The 22,375-nt window shown below is 71.2% G+C and carries 24 protein-coding genes and 1 riboswitch; of the genes, 14 read left to right on the forward strand and 10 right to left on the reverse strand.

The genetic code is table 11. The annotated features are described in order from the left end of the window. Window positions 1-53: 53 nt before the first annotated feature. The 5 genes from garA to trxA all read left to right on the forward strand — a co-directional run bounded on the left by garA (window position 54) and on the right by trxA (window position 2,749). The gene (gene garA / locus AA23TX_RS48975; RefSeq protein WP_086864865.1) at window positions 54-524 is read left to right on the forward strand and encodes a glycogen accumulation regulator GarA; all 471 of its coding nucleotides are present in this window, start codon (window positions 54-56) and stop codon (window positions 522-524) included. Then, the gene (gene ftsR, locus AA23TX_RS48980) at window positions 521-1,267 is read left to right on the forward strand and encodes a transcriptional regulator FtsR (protein ID WP_196425966.1); all 747 of its coding nucleotides are present in this window, start codon (window positions 521-523) and stop codon (window positions 1,265-1,267) included. Before garA ends, ftsR begins: the two co-directional genes overlap by 4 nt. A gap of 216 nt (window positions 1,268-1,483) precedes the next feature. Further along, on the forward strand, window positions 1,484-1,957 hold the full coding sequence (locus tag AA23TX_RS48985) for a bifunctional nuclease family protein (protein WP_009078856.1): 474 nt from the start codon (window positions 1,484-1,486) through the stop codon (window positions 1,955-1,957). Window positions 1,958-1,997: 40 nt separating this feature from the next. Then, entirely contained in the window at window positions 1,998-2,393 is a 396-nt protein-coding gene (locus AA23TX_RS48990; RefSeq protein WP_155549884.1) for a MerR family transcriptional regulator, read from the forward strand. Window positions 2,394-2,404: 11 nt separating this feature from the next. Continuing rightward, window positions 2,405-2,749, forward strand: a complete 345-nt coding sequence (gene trxA / locus AA23TX_RS48995; RefSeq protein ID WP_155549885.1) for a thioredoxin — start codon at window positions 2,405-2,407, stop codon at window positions 2,747-2,749. On the opposite strand, the gene AA23TX_RS49000 is transcribed toward trxA, so the two are convergent. After that, window positions 2,730-3,362, reverse strand: a complete 633-nt coding sequence (locus AA23TX_RS49000; protein ID WP_155549886.1) for a TetR/AcrR family transcriptional regulator — start codon at window positions 3,360-3,362, stop codon at window positions 2,730-2,732. The two genes, trxA and AA23TX_RS49000, sit on opposite strands and share 20 nt — an antisense overlap. A 278-nt stretch (window positions 3,363-3,640) precedes the next feature. Between AA23TX_RS49000 and AA23TX_RS49005 the strand changes: the two genes are divergently transcribed. After that, window positions 3,641-4,219 (forward strand): MerR family transcriptional regulator, encoded by a 579-nt coding sequence (locus AA23TX_RS49005; protein WP_155549887.1) that lies wholly within the window; start codon window positions 3,641-3,643, stop codon window positions 4,217-4,219. 42 nt (window positions 4,220-4,261) lie between these two features. Then, a riboswitch (glycine riboswitch) is annotated at window positions 4,262-4,360 on the forward strand. Between the two features lie 294 nt (window positions 4,361-4,654). Continuing rightward, window positions 4,655-7,534, forward strand: a complete 2,880-nt coding sequence (gene gcvP / locus AA23TX_RS49010; RefSeq protein WP_196425981.1) for an aminomethyl-transferring glycine dehydrogenase — start codon at window positions 4,655-4,657, stop codon at window positions 7,532-7,534. Between the two features lie 5 nt (window positions 7,535-7,539). On the opposite strand, the gene AA23TX_RS49015 is transcribed toward gcvP, so the two are convergent. Both AA23TX_RS49015 and AA23TX_RS49020 read right to left on the reverse strand, forming a co-directional pair. Further along, entirely contained in the window at window positions 7,540-8,277 is a 738-nt protein-coding gene (locus tag AA23TX_RS49015; RefSeq protein WP_155549889.1) for a helix-turn-helix transcriptional regulator, read from the reverse strand. A gap of 67 nt (window positions 8,278-8,344) precedes the next feature. Then, window positions 8,345-8,683 carry a hypothetical protein gene (locus AA23TX_RS49020; protein ID WP_500676500.1) on the reverse strand — a complete coding sequence of 113 codons (339 nt, stop codon included), beginning with the start codon at window positions 8,681-8,683 and terminating at the stop codon, window positions 8,345-8,347. Here AA23TX_RS49020 and AA23TX_RS49025 point away from each other — a divergent pair. The 3 genes from AA23TX_RS49025 to AA23TX_RS49035 are packed head-to-tail and all read left to right on the forward strand — an operon-like array spanning window position 8,598 to window position 11,957. Continuing rightward, window positions 8,598-8,789, forward strand: coding sequence for a hypothetical protein (locus AA23TX_RS49025; RefSeq protein ID WP_155549891.1), 192 nt, complete (start codon window positions 8,598-8,600; stop codon window positions 8,787-8,789). The two genes, AA23TX_RS49020 and AA23TX_RS49025, sit on opposite strands and share 86 nt — an antisense overlap. Window positions 8,790-8,838: 49 nt before the next feature. Continuing rightward, the gene (locus tag AA23TX_RS49030; RefSeq protein WP_196425967.1) at window positions 8,839-9,786 is read left to right on the forward strand and encodes an NAD-dependent epimerase/dehydratase family protein; all 948 of its coding nucleotides are present in this window, start codon (window positions 8,839-8,841) and stop codon (window positions 9,784-9,786) included. After that, window positions 9,783-11,957 carry a glycosyltransferase family 2 protein gene (locus AA23TX_RS49035; protein ID WP_155549892.1) on the forward strand — a complete coding sequence of 725 codons (2,175 nt, stop codon included), beginning with the start codon at window positions 9,783-9,785 and terminating at the stop codon, window positions 11,955-11,957. The genes AA23TX_RS49030 and AA23TX_RS49035 overlap by 4 nt, the downstream gene beginning before the upstream one ends. On the opposite strand, the gene AA23TX_RS49040 is transcribed toward AA23TX_RS49035, so the two are convergent. After that, window positions 11,887-12,384, reverse strand: a complete 498-nt coding sequence (locus tag AA23TX_RS49040; RefSeq protein ID WP_155549893.1) for a GtrA family protein — start codon at window positions 12,382-12,384, stop codon at window positions 11,887-11,889. The genes AA23TX_RS49035 and AA23TX_RS49040 overlap by 71 nt on opposite strands. Window positions 12,385-12,522: 138 nt before the next feature. On the opposite strand from AA23TX_RS49040, the gene AA23TX_RS49045 reads away from it, so the two are divergent. Further along, window positions 12,523-13,677: an NAD-dependent epimerase/dehydratase family protein gene (locus AA23TX_RS49045; RefSeq protein WP_155549894.1), complete on the forward strand. Its 1,155-nt coding sequence runs from the start codon at window positions 12,523-12,525 to the stop codon at window positions 13,675-13,677. A gap of 43 nt (window positions 13,678-13,720) precedes the next feature. Here the strand turns inward: AA23TX_RS49045 and AA23TX_RS49050 are convergent, their stop codons facing one another. Next, window positions 13,721-14,080 carry a nuclear transport factor 2 family protein gene (locus AA23TX_RS49050; protein WP_155549895.1) on the reverse strand — a complete coding sequence of 120 codons (360 nt, stop codon included), beginning with the start codon at window positions 14,078-14,080 and terminating at the stop codon, window positions 13,721-13,723. A 140-nt stretch (window positions 14,081-14,220) separates the two neighbouring features. Between AA23TX_RS49050 and AA23TX_RS49055 the strand changes: the two genes are divergently transcribed. From AA23TX_RS49055 to AA23TX_RS49065, 3 genes are read left to right on the forward strand one after another with little or no spacing between them, the layout of a single operon-like run. Beyond that, window positions 14,221-14,526 (forward strand): hypothetical protein, encoded by a 306-nt coding sequence (locus tag AA23TX_RS49055; RefSeq protein WP_155549896.1) that lies wholly within the window; start codon window positions 14,221-14,223, stop codon window positions 14,524-14,526. A gap of 36 nt (window positions 14,527-14,562) precedes the next feature. Beyond that, on the forward strand, window positions 14,563-15,366 hold the full coding sequence (locus tag AA23TX_RS49060; RefSeq protein ID WP_196425968.1) for a helix-turn-helix domain-containing protein: 804 nt from the start codon (window positions 14,563-14,565) through the stop codon (window positions 15,364-15,366). A gap of 43 nt (window positions 15,367-15,409) precedes the next feature. Further along, window positions 15,410-16,183, forward strand: coding sequence for an aldo/keto reductase (locus AA23TX_RS49065; protein WP_155549897.1), 774 nt, complete (start codon window positions 15,410-15,412; stop codon window positions 16,181-16,183). Here AA23TX_RS49065 and AA23TX_RS50670 read toward each other — a convergent pair. The 5 genes from AA23TX_RS50670 to AA23TX_RS49090 all read right to left on the reverse strand — a co-directional run bounded on the left by AA23TX_RS50670 (window position 16,180) and on the right by AA23TX_RS49090 (window position 22,367). Next, a complete protein-coding gene (locus tag AA23TX_RS50670) occupies window positions 16,180-16,710 on the reverse strand; it encodes a hypothetical protein (RefSeq protein WP_230863149.1) in 531 nt (176 codons plus the stop codon). The genes AA23TX_RS49065 and AA23TX_RS50670 overlap by 4 nt on opposite strands. 1,604 nt (window positions 16,711-18,314) lie before the next feature. Next, complete coding sequence (locus AA23TX_RS49075) at window positions 18,315-19,193, reverse strand: 3-methyladenine DNA glycosylase (protein WP_155549899.1); 879 nt, start codon at window positions 19,191-19,193, stop codon at window positions 18,315-18,317. Continuing rightward, window positions 19,190-20,233 carry a hemolysin family protein gene (locus tag AA23TX_RS49080; protein WP_155549900.1) on the reverse strand — a complete coding sequence of 348 codons (1,044 nt, stop codon included), beginning with the start codon at window positions 20,231-20,233 and terminating at the stop codon, window positions 19,190-19,192. The genes AA23TX_RS49075 and AA23TX_RS49080 overlap by 4 nt, the downstream gene beginning before the upstream one ends. Next, the gene (locus AA23TX_RS49085) at window positions 20,230-21,576 is read right to left on the reverse strand and encodes a hemolysin family protein (protein WP_155549901.1); all 1,347 of its coding nucleotides are present in this window, start codon (window positions 21,574-21,576) and stop codon (window positions 20,230-20,232) included. Before AA23TX_RS49085 ends, AA23TX_RS49080 begins: the two co-directional genes overlap by 4 nt. A 215-nt stretch (window positions 21,577-21,791) precedes the next feature. Then, complete coding sequence (locus AA23TX_RS49090) at window positions 21,792-22,367, reverse strand: TIGR03086 family metal-binding protein (protein ID WP_155549902.1); 576 nt, start codon at window positions 22,365-22,367, stop codon at window positions 21,792-21,794. Window positions 22,368-22,375: the final 8 nt, after the last annotated feature.

The following is a 22,375-nucleotide window of genomic DNA, read 5'->3' on the forward strand; positions in this document are numbered from 1 at the left end:
AGCTACACGTTCTTGAGTACTAGGCAACACAGCATGTGTGGAGGAGAGCTCAGGTGAGCACGAACGACGGGCCCGGCGGCGTTCCCCCGGAGCAGTCTCCGGAGCGGACCTCTGTCTTCCGGGCCGACTTCCTGGCCGAAGTCGAAGGCCACGAGCCCGCCCCCGCCGCGGAGGCGCCGGTCCAGGGTGTCGACGCGCTGCCGGCGGGGTCGGCGCTGCTGGTCGTGAAGCGCGGGCCCAACGCGGGTTCGCGGTTCCTGCTCGACCGCGACACCACCAGCGCCGGTCGGCACCCGGACAGCGACATCTTCCTGGACGACGTCACGGTCTCCCGCCGGCACGCCGAGTTCCGGCGTGAGGGCGGCGAGTTCGTCGTCATCGACGTCGGCAGCCTCAACGGCACCTACGTCAACCGCGAGCCGGTCGACCAGGCCGTCCTCGCGGGGGGCGACGAGGTGCAGATCGGGAAGTTCCGCCTGGTCTTCCTGACCGGCCCGGGTCACGGGGGCCAGGGGGCGCAGTGACGGCGGCCGGGCGGCCACAGAACCACGGACTGAGCATCGGGGCCGTCCTGGCGCAGCTGCGCCAGGACTTCCCCGATGTCACCATCTCCAAGATCCGGTTCCTCGAAGCGGAAGGCCTGGTCCAGCCGGGCCGGACGGCTTCGGGGTACCGGCAGTTCGCCGTGGCGGACGTGGAGCGCCTGCGGTTCGTCCTGGCCGCCCAGCGGGACCACTACCTCCCGTTGAAGGTCATCAAGGAGCAGCTGGACGCGATGGACTCGGGGGCCGGGCCCGTCGCGGCCCTGCCCCGCCCGCCGCGCCGGCTGGTGCCGATCGACGCTCCGGCGGAGAACGTCGGCCTGCCGGAGGCGGCGGACTTCGCCACCGGCAAGGAGCTGCGCCTGACCCAGGAGGAGCTCCTGGAGCAGGCCGGCATCGACGCGGCCGCGCTGACCGAGCTGCAGCAGTACGGCCTGGTCCGGCCCGGTCCCGCCGGGTTCTTCGACCCGGACGCGGTGCTCGTCGCGCGGACGGTGAAGGCGATGACCGAATTCGGTATCGAGCCGAGACATCTGCGTGCCTTCCGCGCCGCGGCCGACCGCGAGGTCGGGTTGCTGGAGCAGATCGTGACCCCGGTGTATCGGCACCGTGACCCGGAAGCCAAGTCGAGGGCCGACGAGGTCGTGCGAGAGCTCGCGGCACTGTCCGTGACCCTCCACACGCTCCTCGTCAAGGCGGGAATCCGCGGCGTCGCGGGGTGTTGATCCCCGACGGGCCGCTGAGATCCTCTTTGCGGCCCCATGTCAATGACTGAATGTTCGGCACCGCATGCCGTACCGTGAAGGCAAGGGTTTGCGGCAGGCGAACCGAGATAGTCTCGACAGCGAGCACAGCGCAGGGATGACGGGTAGCGTCGGCAGTGTTGGCGCCGGGCCGTTCCAGCGTCTGGGCCCGTGTGCACGAGAGGGAGGCGAAGCCCGATGAGCGAGATGCGCGTCGTCGGTGTGCGGGTCGAGCTGCCCGCGAATCAGCCGATCTTGCTGCTGCGGGAGACCGAGGGTGAACGGTACCTGCCGATCTGGATCGGCTCGGTCGAAGCGACCGCCATCGCCTTGGAGCAACAGGGAGTCCGGCCGGCCCGTCCGCTCACGCATGACCTGCTGAAAGAGGTCATCGGGGCGCTCGGCCGGGAGCTCGAGCAGGTCGTCATCACCGACCTCAAGGAAGGCACGTTCTTCGCGGAGCTCGTCTTCGACGGCGACATCCGGGTCTCCGCCCGGCCGAGCGACTCGGTCGCGCTGGCCCTGCGGATCGGTGTCCCCATCCACGCCGTGGACGCGGTGCTGGAAGAGGCGGGCCTGATCATCCCGGACGAGCAGGAGGACGAGGTCGAGAAGTTCCGCGAGTTCCTCGACTCCGTGTCGCCCGAGGACTTCCGGGGAGCCGACACATAAGACTTGCCTTGACGCGGACGTCAACGTCTAGCGTCGGGGTATGCGGATCGGAGAGCTTGCGCGGCGCACGGGTGTCACCACCCGTGCGCTTCGTTTTTACGAGGCCCAGGGCCTGCTGGCGGCCCGTCGCTCGGCGAACGGCTACCGCGAGTACGACGAGGACGACCTGCAGCTGGTCCGGGAGATCCAGACGCTGCAGACGGTCGGCCTGACCCTGGACGAAACCCGCCCGTTCGTCGACTGCCTGCGCAGCGGCCACGAGACCGGCGACTCCTGCCTGACGTCGATCGAGGTCTACCGCCGCAAGCTCGAAGAAGCCGACGCCTTGCTGGCCCGCCTCGGCGGCATCCGGGCCGAGCTGGCCGGGAAGCTCGCCACCGCCCTGGCCCGGCAGGCGCCCGATCCGTGTGTCGTGCCCGATTCCCCGCGCCCGTGAAGGAGCCCGCCATGCCCGAAAACGCCACGGTCACCGAAGTCACCGACACCACGTTCCCCGAAGTGCTCGGCAGCGACGTCCCGGTGCTGGTCGAGTTCTGGGCCACCTGGTGCGGGCCGTGCCGGATGGTCGGCCCGGTGCTCGCGCAGCTGGCCGGCGAGCGGGCCGGGAAGCTCGCCGTCCGCAAGATCAACGCGGACGAGAACCCGGAGACCATGCGCTCCTACCAGGTCATGTCCCTGCCCACGATGATCCTGTTCTCGGGCGGCGAGCCGGTCGAGACGATCGTCGGCGCGTTCCCGAAGGCCCGCATCGAAGAGCGGCTCGACCGGGCTCTCAAGGCGCCGTCGCTTTGACGAACGCGTCCGCCACCTCGCGGGCGTACTTCTCCAGATCGAGCGACGGGTCCGCCGCGTGGGCCGCGGCCACCCCGTCGATCGCCTGCGCGATGGACATCGCCATCACCTCCGGCGTGAAGTCGCCGAACACCCCCTCCGCCTGACCCTGCTTGAGCTGGCGGGCCAGCCCGTGTACCCGCATGTCGTCGACCAGGACCTTCGTCATCACCCAGCCGTCGGCGTCGTCGGCGTTGGCCGCCAGCTCGGTCAGGACCCGGACGCACTGGGGGTACGCGCGCAGGAACGCGATCGACGTCTCGATGTGGGCCCGCAGGTAACCGGGCCGGTCCGCCGGGTCCAGCGCGCCGCCGGTGCGCTCCTTCAGGAACTCGTTCTTCGTCTCCACCACCGTGCTCAGCACGGATTGCATCAGGCCGGCCTTGTTCGTGAAGTGGTACGAGATCATCCGGGTGCTGCTGAGCCCGGCGCGTTCCTTGATCTTGGCGAACGTGGCTTTCCGGTAGCCGAGGTCGGCGATCACGCCGATGGTCGCGCCGATGATCTGGGCGCGGCGCGCCGCCTCCGTCACGCTGAGGCCCAGTTCGGCCATGAGGTCGGTTTTTACTTGCATGAGTAAAAATGTACTCGGCTGAGTAAAACGCCGCAAGAGGTTTGAACCATCGGCTCCGGGGTACGGCGAACGGTGCAAAGGCTCATCCGACCGTTGAGGCTTGCCGCGCGTCGCGTTGACCGGTGTTCTCCTGGCGCTTACCGTCGAAGGAGGTAAATCGCCACGGTGTGATTCACGGTCTGGGGCCGGACCGTGGCGATTGATCTCCGGCGGGTCCCACTCCTGGGACCGTCCGGCTGTCATTCGCCGGCCGTCAGGTCGGGCGAGGGGAGGCTTGCGTGGTCGAGGCTGGTTCCGAGAAGCAGCCTGTTGGTGTCGCGGCTGGCGAGCAGGGTGAGCTGTTCCCCGACAACTCGCTGCCGGACGAGCTGGTGGGATACCGCGGCCCGGCTGCGTGCCAGATCGCCGGGATCACCTACCGCCAGCTGGACTACTGGGCCCGGACGAAGCTGGTCGCACCCAGCATCCGCACGGCGCACGGTTCCGGCTCGCAGCGGCTGTACTCGTTCAAGGACATCCTGGTCCTCAAGGTCGTCAAGCGGCTCCTGGACACTGGCGTCTCCCTGCACAACATCCGGGTCGCCGTCGACCACCTGCGCGTCCGCGGAGTCCGCGACCTCGCACGCGTCACCCTGTTCTCCGACGGCACCACCGTCTACGAATGCACCTCGCCCGAGGAGATCGTCGATCTGCTCCAAGGCGGCCAAGGCGTCTTCGGCATCGCGGTCAGCGGCGCCATGCAGGAGATCAGCGGCACCATCCACGAGTTCCCGGCCGAACGCGCCGACGGCGGCGTCGTCGAAACCCACGAGCCGGACGAGCTGACCCAGCGCCGCAACGCCCGCAAGACCGGGTGATCATCGCCGCGGGGAGGCGAGTAAGATCCTCCCTGCGGTCGACGAATCCGCGCGGGAGAGTCCGAGTCACACCACGAGCTCGGCGCCGAAGGAGCAAGTCCTCCCCGGAACCTCTCAGGCACCCCGGACCGCGCGGACTAGACGCCTCTGGAAAGCGGGTCGTCAGGACACAACCTGGTGGCCCCGCCGACGGTGCAAGCCCGGCTCAACCTCGGGTGAAACTCTCAGGCGCCCCTCGGGGTACGGACAGAGTGGGGAGGGTTCCGCGCTCGCGGGTGAGCTGCGCTCGCGCTGCGCGCTCACCCGGCTCGCTCCGGAGTGTCTTGTGGGGGTGCAACCCCCACACCCCGCCCGGCGGGCTCCGCCCCCGGACCCCCGCCGTGGTCACCTTCCGCTCTAGAGTCGGCTTGGTAAGACACCGCCGTTCGGGAGGCCATCGTGGATCTGTCGCTTGCCTCGCTTGAGCAAGGTGTTCCCTTTGCCGAGCGGCACATCGGGCCAGGGCCCGGCGAGCTTCGGCGGATTCTCGATGTTGTCGGGGTCGCTTCTCTTGACGAGCTCTCCGAGCGTGCTGTTCCCGAGTCGCTTCGCTCCTCCGCTCAGCCGCTCGAGCTGCCGCCCGCTGCCAGTGAGGCCCAGGCGCTCGCCGAGCTGCGGGAGCTCGCCTCGCGGAATCGGCCGATGGTCCAGATGATCGGGCTCGGGTACCACGACACCGTCACTCCGCCCGTCATCCGGCGGAACGTGCTCGAGAACCCCGCCTGGTACACCGCGTACACGCCTTACCAGCCCGAGATTTCGCAGGGTCGGCTCGAGGCGCTGCTCAACTTCCAGACCATGGTCGCCGACCTCACCGGGCTGCCCGTCGCCAACGCCTCCATGCTCGACGAGGCCACCGCTGCCGCCGAGGCCATGACGCTGGTGCGGCGGGCCGGGAAGTCCGCGTCACCCCGGTTCGTCGTCGACCGGGACACCCTGCCGCAGACCCTCGCCGTCCTCCGGACCCGCGCCGAACCCCTCGGCATCGAACTCGTCGTCGAAGACCTCTCCCAGGGCCTGACCGGGCTCGGCCTCGGCGGCGACTTCTTCGGGGTCCTGCTGTCCTACCCGGGTGCGTCCGGCGCGGTGCACGAGTTCGACTTCGCGATCGCCGACGCCAAGAAAGCCGGCGCCGCGGTGATCATCGCCGCCGACCCCCTCGCCTTGACGCTGCTGCGGTCGCCGGGGGAACTGGGTGCCGACGTCGCCGTCGGATCCACCCAGCGGTTCGGCGTCCCGCTCGGCTTCGGCGGTCCGCACGCCGCCTACCTCGCCGTCCGGAAAGGCCTGGAGCGGCAGCTGCCCGGCCGGCTCGTCGGCGTCGCGAAGGACGCCGACGGCGCGCCCGCGTACCGGCTCGCCCTCCAGACTCGCGAGCAGCACATCCGCCGCGAGAAGGCGACGTCGAACATCTGCACCGCGCAGGTCCTGCTGGCGGTGATGGCGTCGATGTACGCGGTGCACCACGGACCCGAGGGGCTGCGCGGGATCGCGCTGCGCGCCCACCGGATGGCCACCGTGCTCGCCGCCGGTCTCTGCGAAGGCGGCGTCGAGGTCGTGCACGGCGAATTCTTCGACACGGTCGTCGCGGCGGTGCCCGGGCGCGCGCACACGGTCGTCGCGGCGGCTCGCGACCTCGGCGTGAACCTGCGGCTCGTCGACGACGACCACGTCGGCGTCGCCTGCGACGAAACGACCACCCGTGAACGGCTTTCGTGCGTGTGGAAGGCGTTCGGCGTCTCGGTGTCCGATGTGGATGGTCTCGATGCCGACACGGCGGACGCCCTCCCGGCGCCGCTGCGGCGCACGACGGAGTTCCTCACGCACCCGGTCTTCCACACCCACCGCTCGGAAACCGCGCTGCTGCGCTACCTGCGGCAGCTGGCGGACAAGGACGTCGCGCTGGACCGCAGCATGATCCCGCTCGGCTCGTGCACCATGAAGCTCAACGCCACCGCCGAGATGGAGCCGATCAGCTGGCCGGAGTTCGCCGGGCTGCACCCGTTCGCGCCCGCCGAAGACGCCGCCGGGCTCCTGGAAGTGATCGCCGACCTCGGCGCGTGGCTCGCCCGGATCACCGGCTACGACACGGTTTCCCTGCAACCGAACGCGGGCAGCCAGGGCGAGTTCGCCGGGCTGCTGGCCATCCGCGCCTACCACCGTGCGCGCGGCGAGGGCGAGCGCGACGTCTGCCTGATCCCGGCGAGCGCCCACGGCACGAACGCGGCGAGCGCCGTCATGGCCGGCCTGCGGGTGGTCGTCGTCCGGTGCGACGACGCGGGGAACATCGACCTCGCGCACCTGCGGTCCACTGTGGATGACCATCGTGACGACCTCGCCGCGATCATGATCACCTACCCGTCGACGCACGGGGTCTACGAGGACACCGTCGGCGAGGTGTGCGCGCTGGTGCACGACGCGGGCGGGCAGGTGTACGTCGACGGCGCCAACCTCAACGCCCTGATCGGCGTGGCGCAGTACGGCCGGTTCGGCGCCGACGTCTCGCACCTGAACCTGCACAAGACGTTCTGCATCCCGCACGGCGGTGGCGGACCCGGCGTCGGGCCGATCGGGGTCCGCGCGCACCTGGCGCCGTTCCTGCCGAACCACCCGCTGCAGCCGGCGGCCGGCCCGGTGACCGGGGTCGGGCCGGTGAGCGCGGCGCCGTGGGGGAGCGCGTCGATCCTGCCGATCTCGTGGGCGTACGTCCGGATGATGGGCGCGGCCGGCCTGCGCCGGGCGACGCTCGTCGCGGTGGCCAACGCCAACTACGTCGCGAAGAGGCTCGGGGAGCACTACCCGGTGCTGTACGCGGGACACGAGGGGCTGGTCGCCCACGAGTGCGTCCTCGACCTGCGGCCGCTGACCAAGGCGACCGGCGTGACGGTCGACGACGTCGCGAAACGGCTGGCGGACTACGGCCTCCACGCGCCGACGATGTCGTTCCCGGTCGCGGGCACGCTGATGGTGGAGCCGACCGAGAGCGAGGACCTGGCCGAGCTGGACCGCTTCTGCGCGGCGATGATCGCGATCCGCGCGGAGATCGACCGCGTCGCCGCGGGGGAGTGGGCCCTGGACGAGTCGCCGCTGCGGCAGGCCCCGCACACGGCGCGCTGTGTCGCGGGAGAGTGGGACCGGCCGTACAGCCGGGAGGTCGCGGTGTTCCCGGCGGGTCCGGGCGCGGCGAAGGTCTGGCCGCCCGTCCGGCGCATCGACGGCGCGGCCGGCGACCGCAACCTGGTCTGCTCGTGCCCACCGCCGGAGGCGTTCGCCTAGCGCGCTCACGAGCCGGCGCCGGACAGCCGGACCAGCAGCTCGGTGCGGCTGGTGAGGTCGAGTTTGCGGTAGATCCGCTGCAGGTGCTTCTGGACCGTCCGCGAGCTGATGCCGAGGCGGCGGGCGATCTCACGGTCGCAGGCGGCGCGGGTCACGGCTTCCGCCACCTGCCGCTCGCGGGCGGTCAGCAGTTCCGTGGCGGCCGCGTCGACCGGGTGGACCGGCGGTCGTTCCTCGCGGGCCAGCGCCTGGGCCAGGTGCGGCGCGAGCAGGTCGACCAGCGCCCGGTCGAGGGAAGAGAACCCGGGCCGTGACCGGCTGAGCGTCAGGATGCGCCCGGCGCGGTCGTCGACCTCGACCACGCACAGCAGCTGGTCGATCGTGCCGCGCGGGCGGTAGAAGTCCGTGTACAGCGGCAGTGCCCGCAGCGTGCGCAGGTCCGCCAGGTCGGTCAGCGCGGCCGACGTCCCCAGCGGCAGCCGCCCGCTCCGGTGCGCCGCGAACGCCGGGTGCCTGCTCACCTGCGCCCGGAACTCCGGGTGGCGCATCAGGTTGTCCTCCGGCCGCTCGGTGACCGCACCGGTCAGCCGCCGCGTCGTGTGCTCCGCGCTCGTGCACGACACGAAGTCGCAGCCGACCAGCCGGCCGAGCCCGGCGAGCCCGGCCGCCGGCCCCGCCGACCGGAACTCGCGCACGACTTCGAGGGCGCGGTCCAGGTGCCGCGCCGTCAGTTCACTGCCCACCGGTGATCCCCCTCGGCTCGTCCGGTGAAGAAAGACCCGGCGAGCCGAGAGAGATACGAACCGGTGGTTACCGGGCGATCCGGACGTTCAGCGTGGTGTTCGAGCCGGCGCTGACCATCGACTGCGCGATGCTGCTGATCCCGGCCGCCGCGCTGTAGGAGTTGTTGTTGCTGTCGTCCTCGTTGTCGAACCGGCGCGAGAACTCCTGCGAGCCGTTCGGGCAGTTCGCGCCCAGCTTCAGCACCGCGTACGGCCGGAACGAGCCGGACTGCGTGATCCCGCGGAACGCGGCGCCGTTCACCCGGCAGAAGAACATCTCCGTGTTGCTCGTGCTGCTGACCGCCCCGATGAACCCGCCGCGCGAGTTCGCGTTGCCCGGGTCCTCGTCGTCCGTCCGGATGACGATCGCCTCGGTCCCGGCCGGGCACGACCGGCTCGCCGGGATGACGCCGACGTCGGTCGTCGCCGCTCAAGGACACCGATCCGGCCGGGGCGACGGCCGTACGCAGTAGTGCGTACGCCGGGCCGGGCCCGCACAGGAACGGGAGGTAGGTTGGCGCCATGTCGAGTGCGCACGATCCTGATCGGACGTCCGTGGTCGTGACCGGCGGCAGTGGCTTCATCGGCCGGGCCGTCGTGCGCGCCCTCCGCGACCGGGGCGTCCCGGTCACCGTCGTGGACCGCGTCCCGTTCCCGGACGACTCGGGTGACGTCCGCGTGGTCACCGGTGACCTCCGCGACGCCGCCGTTCGTGAGGAGGCGGTGACCCGCGAGTCCGCCGGGATCGTGCACCTCGCCGCGCTGACGTCGGTGCTGAAGTCGGTCGAGCTGCCCGAGGACACCTTCGCCGACAACGTCCTGGTGACCCAGGAACTGCTCGAGCTGGCGCGCCGTCTCGAGGTGCCGAAGTTCCTGCTCGCCTCGACCAACGCGGTGATCGGCGACGTCGGCACCGCGACGATCACCCCGGACCTGCCGCTGCGGCCGCTGACGCCCTACGGCGCCACGAAAGCCGCGTGCGAGATGCTGCTCTCGGGCTACGCCGGCGCGTACGGCATGACGACGTGTGCGTTGCGGTTCACCAACGTCTACGGCCCGGGAATGTCCCACAAGGACAGTTTCGTGCCGCGCATGATGCGCGCCGCGCTCACCGGCGGCGGGATCAAGATCTACGGCGACGGCCGGCAGCGCCGCGACCTCGTGCACGTCGACGACGTCGTCGGCGCGATCCTCTCGGCCTTCGAAAGCGGCCACACCGGCCGCGCGATCGTCGGCGCCGGGCGCTCGGTGTCCGTGCTGGAGATGGTCGAGGCCGTGCGTGAGGTGACCGGCGCCGAGCTGCCCGTCGAGCACGTCGAGGCGCCGGCGGGGGAGATGCCCGCGGTCGTCGTCGACGTCTCGGCCAGCGCGAAGACCATCGGGTACCGCCCGGAAATCTCGCTCACCGACGGCCTGGCGACGGCGTGGAAGTACTTCTCCGGCCTCGACCGTCCACACGCGACACCGTGACGGCGTTCCTCCGGCGGCACTGGCTGCTGCTCCTGCTCCTCGTCCCGGCGATCGCCCTCCGGGTGCTGACCTGGCTCGCGTACCGGCCCGCGCTGCTGTACATCGATTCGTTCCGCTACATCGACAACCTGCACGCGCTGCGCGCCGACCAGCTCGACCCGATCGGCTACGACCTCGTGTTGCGGCCGTTGCTGGCGGTCGGCGGGCTCGCTTGGGTCACGGCCGCGCAGCACGTCGGCGGCCTGCTCGTCGCGGTCGGGATCTACGGGCTGGTCCTGCGGCTCGGTGGGCGCCCGTGGGTCGCCGCGCTTGCCGCGGTGCCGGTGCTGCTCGACGCCTACCAGTTGCAGATCGAGCAGAACATCATGTCCGAGGTCGTCTTCGAAGCCGTCCTGCTCGGCCTGCTCTGGCTGCTGCTCGGCTGGGGCACGCCGGGCTGGAAGCGCGCTGGCGCCGCTGGGCTGCTGCTCGGCTTCGGCGTGCTGACCCGGCTGGTCGGGATCTCCGTCGGCCTGCCACTGCTGCTGTTCCTGGTCGTCGCCGGGGGAGCGTGGCGGCACTGGGCCGGCTGGCGCCGCGCGGGGGCCGGCGTGCTGGGACTGCTCGTCGTGCTCGTGCCCTACTCGGCGCGGGTCCACTCGGAGACCGGCAAGTGGGGGCTGACCGGGCCGTCCGGGAACATGCTCTACGGCCGGACCGCCGCCGTCGCCGACTGCGCGAACCTGCACCTGGCGCCCGAGCTGCAGGTGTTCTGCCCGACGGAACCGCGCGAGACCCGGCTGGTGGACAACTACACCCACGCCGACCTCGACCCGAACTGGCCGGGACCGCTGCCGCCGGGCGCGGACAAGGCCGCGCTCGCGCACGAGTTCGCGAGCGACGTCCTGAAGGAGCAGCCCGGCGACGTCGCCGAAGCGATCCTGAAGGACTTCTCCAAGAGCTTCGCCTGGACGCGTGAGCAGGATCCGACCGACGTCCCCCTGGACCGGTGGCAGTTCCAGCTCACCTACCCGCAGTGGGCCGACCAGTCGCTGATCGACCTCGTCACCCAGCAGAACGACGGCGTCGTCGCGAGCGTCGACCAACCTCTGGCCAAGTTCCTCCGCGACTACCAGCTCGGCGGCGGTTACGTCCCGGGCGCGGTGCTCGGCATCGGCGCGCTGCTGGGGCTGCTGACGGTCTTCCGCCGCAAGAAGCCGCTGGACCGGGCGCGGGCGGGTGCGCTGCTGGCGGCGTCGAGCGGGCTGATCCTGCTCTTCGCCTCGGCCGTGTTCCAGTTCTCCTGGCGCTACCAGATCCCGGCCCTCGTGCTGCTGCCGGTGGCCGGCGCGCTCGGCTTCACGACGCTGACGTCGGCCAGCCGCAAGCGCCTCGCCGCGTTCCCCGACGACGTCGACTCCGGTGCCCTCGACGACTTCCGCGGCCGCCACCCCGAGCTGGAGCTGGCCCCGCTGACCGTCGTGATCGCGGCCTACAACGAAGCCGACGGTATCGGCGAAGTCCTGGAAAAGATGCCGGACGAGTGCCTCGGCATGCGCGTCGACGTGCTCGTCGTGGTCGACGGCGGCACCGACGACACGGCGGCGATCGCCGAGGAGCACGGCGCGTACGTCTGCGTCGCGCCCCGCAACCGCGGTCAGGGCGCCGCACTGCGCCTGGGTTACCACCTCGCGGCCGACGCCGGCGCCGACTACATCGTGACCACCGACGCCGACGGCCAATACGACAACAGTGAACTGGAAGCCCTGGTCAGGCCGGTCGTGGACGGTACCGCGGACTTCGTCACCGGGTCCCGGCGGCTCGGCCACGAAGAGGCCGACAGCCGGGTCCGGTGGCTGGGCGTGCGCGTGTTCGCGGTCCTGGCGTCGGTGCTGACCGGGCGGCGGATCACCGACACGTCGTTCGGCTTCCGGGCGATGCGGGCGGACCTGGCGTGCTCGGTTCCGCTCAACGAACCGCAGTACCAGTCGTCGGAGCTGATGCTCGGCGTGACCGCGCGCGGGGCCCGGGTCGTCGAGCTGCCGATGAGCATGCGGCTGCGCAAGGCGGGCAAGAGCAAGAAGGGTGGCAGCGTCGTCTACGGCGCCAACTACGCCCGGGTCATGACGGGAACGTGGTGGCGGGGGTACGTGCTGCGCCGCGGCCGAACACGAGCCGGTCGAGCAGGGTGAACTTGACGACGAACACCAGCGCGTAACTGGCCACGTACGCGCCGTCGACGAGCACGACCCACCAGACGTGCGGCAGGTTCAGCGGCGTCAGCAGCGAGCCGGCCAGGGTCGTCAGGCCGATCGACGCGAGGCCGCCGAGGCCGATGACGACCAGGTAGGGCAGCAGTTCGCGGCGCACGCGGGGGCGCCCGGTGCGGCCCCACACCCAGCGGCGCGTGACCACGAAGTTCAGCACCGCGCCGGCCGCCCAGGCCAGCGTGCTCGCCAGGGCCGCCGCACCACCGGTGGCGAGCACCGCGAGCAGCACGACCTGGCTGACGACCGTGGCCGCGACGGACGTCGCCGCGGCGCGCGCCAGCCGGGCCCAGCCTCGGCGGCGGGTCTTCTCCGTTGTGCGGGGCCGCACGCCGTTGGTTACGGTCGTCATGCCCCCATCCTCCCCGCGGGCCCGTCGCGCCGCCGTCCGGGTCCCCTACGCATAGGAGATTCACAGCTCATTGCCAGGTCTTCATCAGCACGTGATCGATAACGTCGGGGGGCGTAAACGAGCAGGAAAGGCGGCACAATGCGAGTGCTGGTTCTCGGCGGTGACGGATATCTGGGCTGGCCGACCGCGTTGCACTTATCGGACAAAGGCCACGAGGTGGCCGTTCTCGACAATTTCGCCCGCCGCGGTTATGACGCCGAACTCGGCGTCGAAAGCCTCGTTCCGATCGAATCCCTGGCCGACCGCATCGCCGCGTGGCATGAAGTCTCCGGGCGCGTGATCAGCAGCTACGAAGGCGACCTGCTCGACGCGGAGTTCCTGTTCGAGGCGGTGCGCGACTTCGCGCCGGACACGATCGTGCACTACGCCGAGCAGCGGTCCGCGCCGTACTCGATGATCGATCGCGAGCACGCGGTGTACACCCAGCACAACAACGTGATCGGGAACCTGAACCTGCTCTACGCGATCGCGGAGATCGATCCGTCGATCCACCTGGTCAAGCTGGGCACGATGGGCGAATACGGCACGCCGAACGTCGACATCGAAGAAGGCTGGCTCGACCTCGAACACAACGGGCGCCGTGATCGTGTGTTGTTCCCGAAGCGGCCCGGGTCGTTCTACCACCTGACGAAGGTCCACGATTCGCACAACATCGAATTCACGTGCCGCGCGTGGGGGCTGCGCGCGACGGACCTCAACCAGGGCGTGGTCTACGGCCAGCGGACGCCGCAGACGGCGCTCGACCCGCGGCTGTCGACCCGCTTCGACTACGACGCGGTGTTCGGCACGGTGCTGAACCGGTTCGTCATCCAGGCGGTGCTGGGCCAGCCGCTGACCGTGTACGGCAAGGGCGCCCAGACGCGCGGCCTGATCGACATCCGCGACACCGTCGAATGCATCCGGCTGGCCGTGGAGAACCCGGCCGAGGCGGGCGAGTTCCGCGTCTTCAACCAGATGACCGAGAGCATGTCGGTGGCCGCCATCGCCGACCTCGTCGCCGACCGGTTCCCCGGGCCGGTGCAGATCGAGCAGCTGGAGAACCCGCGCAGCGAGGCGCCGGAGCACTACTACAACGTGAAGCACACCGGGCTGGTCGGGCTGGGGCTGGAACCGCACCTGCTGTCGGACACGCTGATCGAGTCGATGTTCGACATCGTGGGCGCCAACAAGCACCGGGTGAACCCGGACAAGCTGCGCCCGACCGTGCGCTGGCGGGGCGCGCTGAAGAGCTGACGGCGCGGGCTCCCCTGGCCGGGGGAGCCCGCACGCTTTTCGTTCAGCCCGGCATCTTGTCCAGGAACCCGTGCACCTTCGCGATCTTGCCGTCCTCGAGCTCGACGACGTCGAACCCGATCGCGAGGGGCTCGGCGCCGGGCGTGCCGAGGTACCACTGGAACCGCGCGAGGTCGTGGTGCGCGTCGGGGTCGGCGGGCAGACTGAAGGTCAGGCCGGCGAACTGCTGCTGCGCCCCGCCGACGAACTGGTCGATCCCGTCGTGCCCGGTGACGGCCCCGAGCGGGTCGGTGTAGCCGGCGGAGTCGGTGAAGACGTCGGCGATGAGGGCGCGGCGCTTGTCCCCGTCGGTCTCGTTCCAGACGGCGATGTACTGCTCGACGACGGTGCGGACGTCGGTCATGGGAAGCTCCTTCGGTTGGGGGACAACGGCTTTCGTCGTCCTGCGCTGAGACCCACTCTGACGGCGCGGCGGCGGCCCGTCGATTACGCGGCAGGTAATGCGGTGGCGTTTCCCCGTCCGGGTTCGCGACACTCGGTCTCGTGGAAGAAGATCCGAACAGCGTGACGAGCGCGGAGCAGGCCGACCCGGAACTGGTGCGCGCAGTGGTCGCGGCCGCGCGGGCCGAAGTACCGGCGGTGGTGCTGGAAGAGCTCGCCACCACCGGGTTTGACCGGGGCGTGACGCCCGCCGAGCTGATGCGGGCGTGCTACGGCGCCCGTGACGTTATCGACGCCGGAGCGCCGGAGGGAACCGAAGATCCGGCCGAAGACGAGGTCCTCGACCTGATGGACCGGCTCACCGGCTGGTGCCACCCGTCGTCCCGCCTGCCATTACCCCGGAAGTAATGGCAGCCACCCGGTGATCGCCGTAGCGTCGCTCGCGTGACGACTACGGTGCAGACGGCGCGGCGGCCCGTCGGGGAGCTTCTCCGGGAATGGCGTGACCGGCGCCGGATCAGCCAGCTCGATCTGGCCATCTCGGCGGACATTTCCACCCGCCACCTCAGCTTCGTGGAGACCGGGCGCTCCAAGCCGAGCCGGGACATGGTGCTGCGCCTCGGCGAGCACCTCGACGTGCCGCTGCGCGAGCGCAACCGGCTGCTGCTCGCCGCCGGGTTCGCGCCCGCCTACACCGAGAACGCGCTGGGGGACCCGGAGATGAGCGCCGTGCGCCAGGCCGTCCGGCAGCTGCTCGCGAGCCACGATCCCTACCCGGCCGCCGTCGTCGACCGGAACTGGGACCTCGTCGACGCCAACGCCGCCATCGGCCTGTTCGTCACCGGGATCCCGCCCGCGCTGACCACCAACGTCCTGCGCGCGACGCTGCACCCCGACGGCATGGCCCCGCACGTCCTCAACCTGGGGGAGTGGCGCGCCCACCTGCTCGGCCGGCTCCGGCGCCAGGTGGACCAGACCGCCGACCCCGGCCTGACCGGCCTGCTCGACGAGCTGCGCGGCTACCCGTGCGACCAGCCGGTGCCCGAGGTGGAGGTCCCTGGACCGGGTGACATCTTCGTGCCGCTGAAGTTCCGCCACGACGGCACCGACCTGACGTTCTTCAGCACGGTGGCCACGTTCGGCACGCCACTGGACGTCACGGTCGCGGAGCTGGTCATCGAGTCGTTCTTCCCGGCCGACCCGGCGACGGCCGCATATCTGCGCGAGCGGGCCGCGTCGGTGGAATGATGGAGGACATCCGCGCAGCATCCGACGTGAGGATCACCGGTAGATGGCCGTCCCGCCTTCGCTCGCCCTGTCCGACGGAGTCCGCATCCCCCAGCTGCTGTTCGGTGTCGCGGGACTGACCGCGTCCGAAGTCGGCCGCGCCGTCCGCATCGCCCTCGACACCGGCTACCGCGGCTTCGACACCGCGCCGGGGACCGAGGCGGCGGTGGGCGACGCGCTCGCCGGCGTACCCCGCGACGAGCTGTTCGTCAGTTTCAAGGTGCCCGCCCAGGGCTACGACGCCGCTCGCCGGGCCGCCGACCAGGCGCTGGCCGCGCTCCAGCTCGACCGGGCCGACCTGTGCCTCCTGGACGGGACGAAAGGCGCCTTCACCGACACCTGGCGCGCCGCGAGCCGGCTTCGCGCCGATGGCCGCGTCCGCGCGGTCGGCGTCGCCGGGTTCGGCGTCGCGGAGCTGCGCCGGCTGATCGACGCGACCGGCGCGGTCCCGGCGCTGAACCAAATCGAGCTGCACCCGTGGCTGCAGCAGCTCCCGCTGCGCGAGTTCCACACCGAGCGCGGCATCGTGACCGCCGCCTCGAGCCCCGCCGCCAACGCCGGCCTGCTGGCCGACGAGACGGTCACCGCGCTCGCGGCGAAGTACGGCAAGACACCCGCCCAGATCGTGCTGCGGTGGCACCTGCAGGCGGACACGGTCGCCGTGGCGGCTTCGGCCACGACGACCCGGACTCGCGAGAACTTCGGGATCTTCGACTTCGAGCTGGCCGACGACGACCTCGCCGTGGTGGCCGAGCTCGACAACGGGACGCGCGTCTAGGCCTTGATCCCGGCGGCGGCGAAGTCGGCCTGCTGGGCGGGCTGCTCGAGGTACTCGCGGAAGGTCTGGGCCGCGCGGAGCGCCGTGTCGTCGATGCCGTTCCCGGTCAGCCCGACGAACGGGTAGTCCGCCGACCGCGCGTTCGCGACCGACTGGGCGGGGGAGCCGATCATCTCGGGTTTCTTCGTGGTCAGCTCGCTGATCCAGTAGGTCGATTCGGGCAGCCACGCGGCCGGCAGACCGCCGATGGAGTCCAGGTTCGTGCGGCCGACCAGCGCGTCGAGCACCTGCGAGGAAGGCTTGGCCTCGATCATCACGTGCACGCACTGGCCGTGGACGACGGTCGCGGCCTGGTTCCAGCGGTCGGCCGCGGCGGTGAGGGGCTTCTGCGCGCTCGGGGTGACGATGATCCGCATGTGGGAGGTGCCACCGGAACAGCTGGCGGCCTGCGCCTCGGCGCGGCTGTTGAGCTCACTGTCGGCCCAGTTCCAGCCGATGACACCGAGCCCGATCAGGGCGGCGAGCACGGCGCAGGCGATCGGCCACCCGGCGATCCGGCGGCGCGGGGCCTTCTTGCCGACGATCCGGTGCGACCCGGTCGCGTCGCCCTTGCCGAGAGTCCGGTGCGAACCGGTGCCTTCGCTCTTCCCGGCGGGAGCGGTGGAGTCACTGCGGCCAGGGACGCGACGACGGCCGGTCTGCTCACCCTCGGCGGCTTCCGCGCGACGGCGGCCCCGGCGCGACGTGCTCTCGCCGTCGCCGGTGACGTCTTCGCGTTCGAGGGTGCGGGGGGAGCTGGTGCTTTCGCCCGGGACGGCGGTCCGGACGGCCCCGGACGCCTCGCTGCGGGCGGTGATCGGGTAGTCGCCGGAGGTCTCGCCGTGCCGGGTGATGACCTCGGTCCGCTCGGCGGCGGACTCTTCCGGTCGGCCGCCGGGAGAGGCCTTCCCCCGGCGGCGGCCGCCATCTTCGCGCCGGCGGCCGGTGGGAGTTTCGCCAGGGTGGGCACCGGAGCCTTCCCCACGGCGGCCGGCGGGAGCTTCGCCGCGACCTGCGATGGGGTGTGAGCCGGAACCTTCACCGCGCCCGGCGACCGGATAGCCGCCGGAGGCGTCGCCACGGCGGCCTGCGGCGGGCTGGGAACCAGAACTCTCACCGAGCCCGGCGGCCGGGTAGGAATCGGAGGCTTTGGCGCGGCGGCCGGCGGGAGCTTTGCCGCGGCCTGTGGCGGGCTGGGAGCCGGAGGGCTCACCGGGCCCGATGGCCGGGTAGGAGCCGGAGGCTTCACCGCGCCGGCCGGTGGGAGCTTCGCCACGGCCTGGGATGGGCTGGGAGCCGGAGGGCTCACCGAGCCCGGCGGCCGGGTAGGAATCGGGGGCCTGACCGCGGCGGCTCTTGGGAGCCTTGCCGCGGCCGGTGGCGGGCTGGGAGCCGGCGGTCTCACCGCGCCCGATGACCGGGTAGGAGCCGGAGGCCTCACCGCGCCGGCCGGCGGGAGCTTCACCACGGCCTGCGACGGGATGCGAGCCGGAAGCTTCACCACGCCCGGCGGCGGGGTAGGAACCAGACGCTTCACCGCGGCGGCCGGCACCGGGAGCGTCACCGCGCCCAGCGGCCGGGTAAGAGCCAGACGCTTCACCGCGACGTCCGGCGCCAGAAGTGTCGCCGCGCCCAGCGGCCGGGTAGGACCCGGAAGCCTCGCCGCGGGCCACAACGGGGTACGAACCGGACGCCTCACCCCGGCGGACGGCCGGGTACGAACCGGAAGCCTCACCGCGGCCCGCGGGCTCGCCGCCCCCGGAGACGAAGTAGCCCGAGGAATCGCCGCGAGGGGCGCCGCGGCCGGCGATCCCGAACGCGGCCGAGATCGAACTGCGCTTCGGGGTTCCTGGACCGGCAACCGGGTAGGCGCCGGAAGCCTCACTTCGAGGAGAGTTCGAGGCCTCGCCCGGCGCCCCGGCACGGTCGTGAGGGTGCGGCACGGGCTCGTCGTCCCGGGTGTGTCGCCCCATCGTCCGTCGTCCTTTCCGCGTCCGCGCATGTCAAGTACGCGCTGCGATGCAATGAAACCGTTATCACCCTAACAGGTGAGTATCAGAGAGAGAATAATCTGACTCACAGTGGCGCGTACTCAGGGTGCTGCGCTGACCAGGCGATGGCAGTGCGCGATCAGCCGAGCACGTACCGGCGCCGCCCGCCGGGCGAAATCGCCTTGGGCCCGGGCGTATTCGGCGCGCCCGGCGGCCGTTTCGATCCGCACCGGCGGGTAGCCGAGCGCGGCCAGGTCGTACGGGCTCGCCCGCATGTCCAGCGTCCGGATCTCGACGGCCAGCTCGAACGCGTCCGCCACCAGCTCCGCCGGCACGAACGGATCGAGCTTGTAGGCCCATTTGAACAGATCCATGTTCGCGTGCAGGCACCCCGGCTGCTCGAGTGCGACCTGCGTCTCCCGCGACGGCGTCAGCTCGTTGCGCGGGCGGGCGTCGTCGGTGAAGAACCGGAACGCGTCGAAGTGCCCGCACCGGATGTCGAGGGACTCGACCACCTCGTCCGTGCCCGCCGAGCCGAGCCGGAGCGGGACCTGGTCGTGCCGCACCGAGTCCGCCGGCTCGCGGTAGACCATCGCCCACTCGTGCAGCCCGAAGCAGTTCAGCCGCGGCGAGCGGGACGCCGTCGCACTCAGCAGGCCGAGGACGAACTCGGCCGTCCGTTTCTTGCCTTCGGTGAAGCCCGCCGGATCGAGGACCACGCCGTCGGTGGTCTCGACGTAGCCCTTGCGGTCCAGGAAACGCCGCGCCGCGGGCCCGGCGAGGGCCACGCCGGGCCCGGGCTGCCACCGCTGCAGGTGCGACGGCCGGTGCGAGTAATAGGTGAACAAGAAGTCCAGCACCGGGTGCTTCTCGCCGCGCGAGCGCCGCTCCTGGTGCGGGACCGTCCACCGGCGCATCCGCTCGACGTGCGCCGCCTCCCGGGCCAGCCAGTCCGGTTCGGCGAGCACGTCGGCGGTCATGCGCCCACGTGGGTTCCGTCGCGGACGGTGCCCACGTACTCCTCGACGAGGTCCTCGAGCGCGACGACGCCGACGGCGTTGCCCGTGATGTCGAGCGCCCGGGCCAGGTGACTGCCTTCCTTGCGCATCGCCGAGAGCGCGACGTCGAGCCGGGCGTCGGCGCGCAGCTCGGTGAGCGGGCGCGTCTTCGAGTCGGGCACGATCGTCGCCGGGTCGAGGCCGGCCAGGTCGAGAACGTCCTTCACGTGGATGTAGCCGGTCAGCCGCCCGTCGTCGGTGCACACCGGGAACCGCGAGAAGCCGGTGGAGGACACCGCGCGCTCGACGTCGCCGACGGTCGGCCCGCAGGGCAGCGTCGTCAGCTCCGCGGTCGGCACCAGCACGTCGGCCACCGTCTTCTGCACCGACGACAGCGTCTGGGTCAGCCGCCGGTGCTCGGACTGGTCGATCAGGCCTTCGCGCCGCGACTCGCTGAGCAGCTCGGCCAGCTCGTCGGAGGTGTAGGCCGTCTCCAGCTCGTCCTTCGGCTCGACCTTGAACGCGCGCAACAGCGAGTTGGCGACGAAGTTGAGCAGCCAGATGAACGGGTTGGCGAGCTTGACCCACGCGACGTGCACCGGCACCAGCCACAGCGCGAGCCGCTCGGGCTCGGCGATCGCGAGGTTCTTCGGCACCATTTCGCCGATGAGGACGTGCAGCACGGTGATGAACGCCAGCGCGATGGCGAACGAGACCGCGTGCAGCAGCGTCTCGGGCAGCCCCAGCAGGTCGAAGAACGCCGAGAGCCGGTGCGCGATCGCGGGCTCGCCGAGGCGGCCGAGCAGCAGCGAGCAGATGGTGATGCCCAGCTGCGCGCCGGCGAGCATCAGCGACACGTGCTTGCTCGCGTTGATCACGATCTTCGCGCGGGTCTTGCCCTGCTCCAGGAGCGCTTCGAGCCTGTCGCGCCGCGAGGAGATCAGCGTGAACTCCGCGCCGACGAAGAAGGCGTTGGCCAGCAGCAGGACCCCCACGAGGGCGATGTTCAGCCAGTCGTTCACGAGGCCACCTCGGCTACCGCGGGTTCTTCGACGGTCCGGACCGGGGCCACCTCGACCTCGGCGATCCGGCGCTTGTCCATCGCGGTGACGGTGAGCCGCCAGCCGTCGACCTCCGCGGCGTCCCCTTCGGCGGGGATCTTGCCCAGCCGCTCGAGGATGAGCCCGGCGATGGTTTCGTAGTCGCCGTCCGGCATCCGGAACCCGGTGACGTCGGTGATCTCGTCGGCGCGCAGCTGCCCGGACACCAGCCAGCTGTCGGTGCCGACCTGCTGCGACGCCGGGCCTTCGTGGTCGTCGTGCTCGTCGCGGACGTCGCCGATGATCTCCTCGACGACGTCCTCCAGGGTCACGAGCCCCGCCGTGCCGCCGTACTCGTCGACGACGATCGCCAGCTGGAAGCGGGAGTCGCGCAGCCGGTTGAGCAGGTCGTCGCCGGGCAGGGACTCGGGCACGGTCGGCACCGGGCGCATGACGGACCCGATCGGCACGTTCGCCCGCTCGGCGGCGGGCACGGCGAAGGCCTGTTTGACGTGCACGGCGCCGCGGACGTCGTCGAGGTCCTCGGCGTGCACCGGGAACCGCGAGAACCCGGTGCGGCGCGAGATGTCGATGAGGTCCTCGATGGTGTCGTCGATCGCGAGCGACTCGAGCTGCACGCGTGGGGTCATGAGCTCCTCCGCGGTGCGCTCGCCGAACCGCAGCGAGCGGTCCAGCAGCTCGGCGGTCGACGTGTCGAGCGTGCCGCTTTCGGCGCTGGAGCGCACGATCGAGCCCAGTTCCTGCGGCGAGCGCGCGGACCGCAGCTCCTCCTGGGGCTCGACGCCGAACTTGCGCACGAGGAAGTTCGCGCTGTTGTTCATGATCGTGATGAGCCAGCGGAAAAGCGCGGAGAAACGCGAGTGGTAGCCGGTGACGGCGCGCGCGGTCGGCAGCGGCCGGGCGATGGCGAGGTTCTTCGGGACCATTTCGCCGAGGATCATCGACAGCGACGTGGCGATGACCAGGGCGAGCACGACCGACGCGCCCGAGGCGAACGCCTCGGGCAGCCCGACGCCGGTGAGCAGCGGCCGGACGAGCTCGCCGATCAGCGGCTCGGCCAGGTACCCGGTGATCAGCGTGGTCAGCGTGATCGCGACCTGGGCACCGGAGAGCTGGAAGGACAGCGTCCGGTGGGCCTTTTGGACGGCCAGGGCACGGCGGTCGCCGACCTGGCGGACGTTGGCCTCGACGGTGCTGCGCTCGAGCGCGGTCAGCGAGAACTCGGCGGCGACGGCGAGTCCGGTGCCCACGGTCAGCAGGACGAAGAGGAGGACGCCGAGCACGGCGAACAGGATCTGGGTCATTCCGCACCCGCCCGGTCGGCGGGGGAAGAACCTATCGGACAGCCGGGTCGGTCACCCGGCTCGGTACTGTCACCAGGTGACTGCGCTGCGCGCACGAAACGGTCACTCCCAGCAGTGAATCGGTGTGTACTGCGATTATGCGGACAATCTTAACGTGTCCCCGGCGCCGGCCGCGGGGATATCGGTGTGTCGGCGCGCTCACCTCGGCGGGTGATTCACCGCGGGTCCCGCCCGAGCAGGGCCACGAGCCGCGCGGCCGGGCCCGCGTCGCGGGGGACCGGGACCGGCGGGGCGAAGATGCCGAGCCCCTGCCACTCGTCCACCCACGGCCGGACGACGTCGAGCAGCCGTTCGGCGAGGTCCTCGGTCACCGGGCCGGGCAGGCCCAGCGCCGTCGCGAGGTCCCAGGCGTGCACGGCGGCGTCGATCGTCATCTGCCAGCCGTACTCGCGGGCGGGGAGCAGCCCGGTCGACACGTGCACCGCGCGTTCGAGGATGCCCTCGTCCAGGAAGGCTTCGCGGGCGGCTTCGGCGGCCGCGTCCCAGGCGGACACCGGGTCTTCGCCGAGAACGTCGCCGTCATAGCGGTCGCCCACATCGTCCAAAGTGGCGCCGGCCAGCAGGGCGGGCGCCCAGAGCTGCTCGGCGACGAGGTGGTTCACGAGGTCGCGGACGGTCCACTCGGTACACGGCGTCCGATGGCCCCAGTCGGCTTCGCCGGCCGCGTGCACCGCGTCGCCGAAGGCCCGCAAGGCGTGGCCGTGCGCTTCGAGAAGATCCACGCGGGCCATTCGACCAC

This window comes from Amycolatopsis camponoti (genome assembly GCF_902497555.1).
GTDB lineage: Bacteria > Actinomycetota > Actinomycetes > Mycobacteriales > Pseudonocardiaceae > Amycolatopsis > Amycolatopsis camponoti.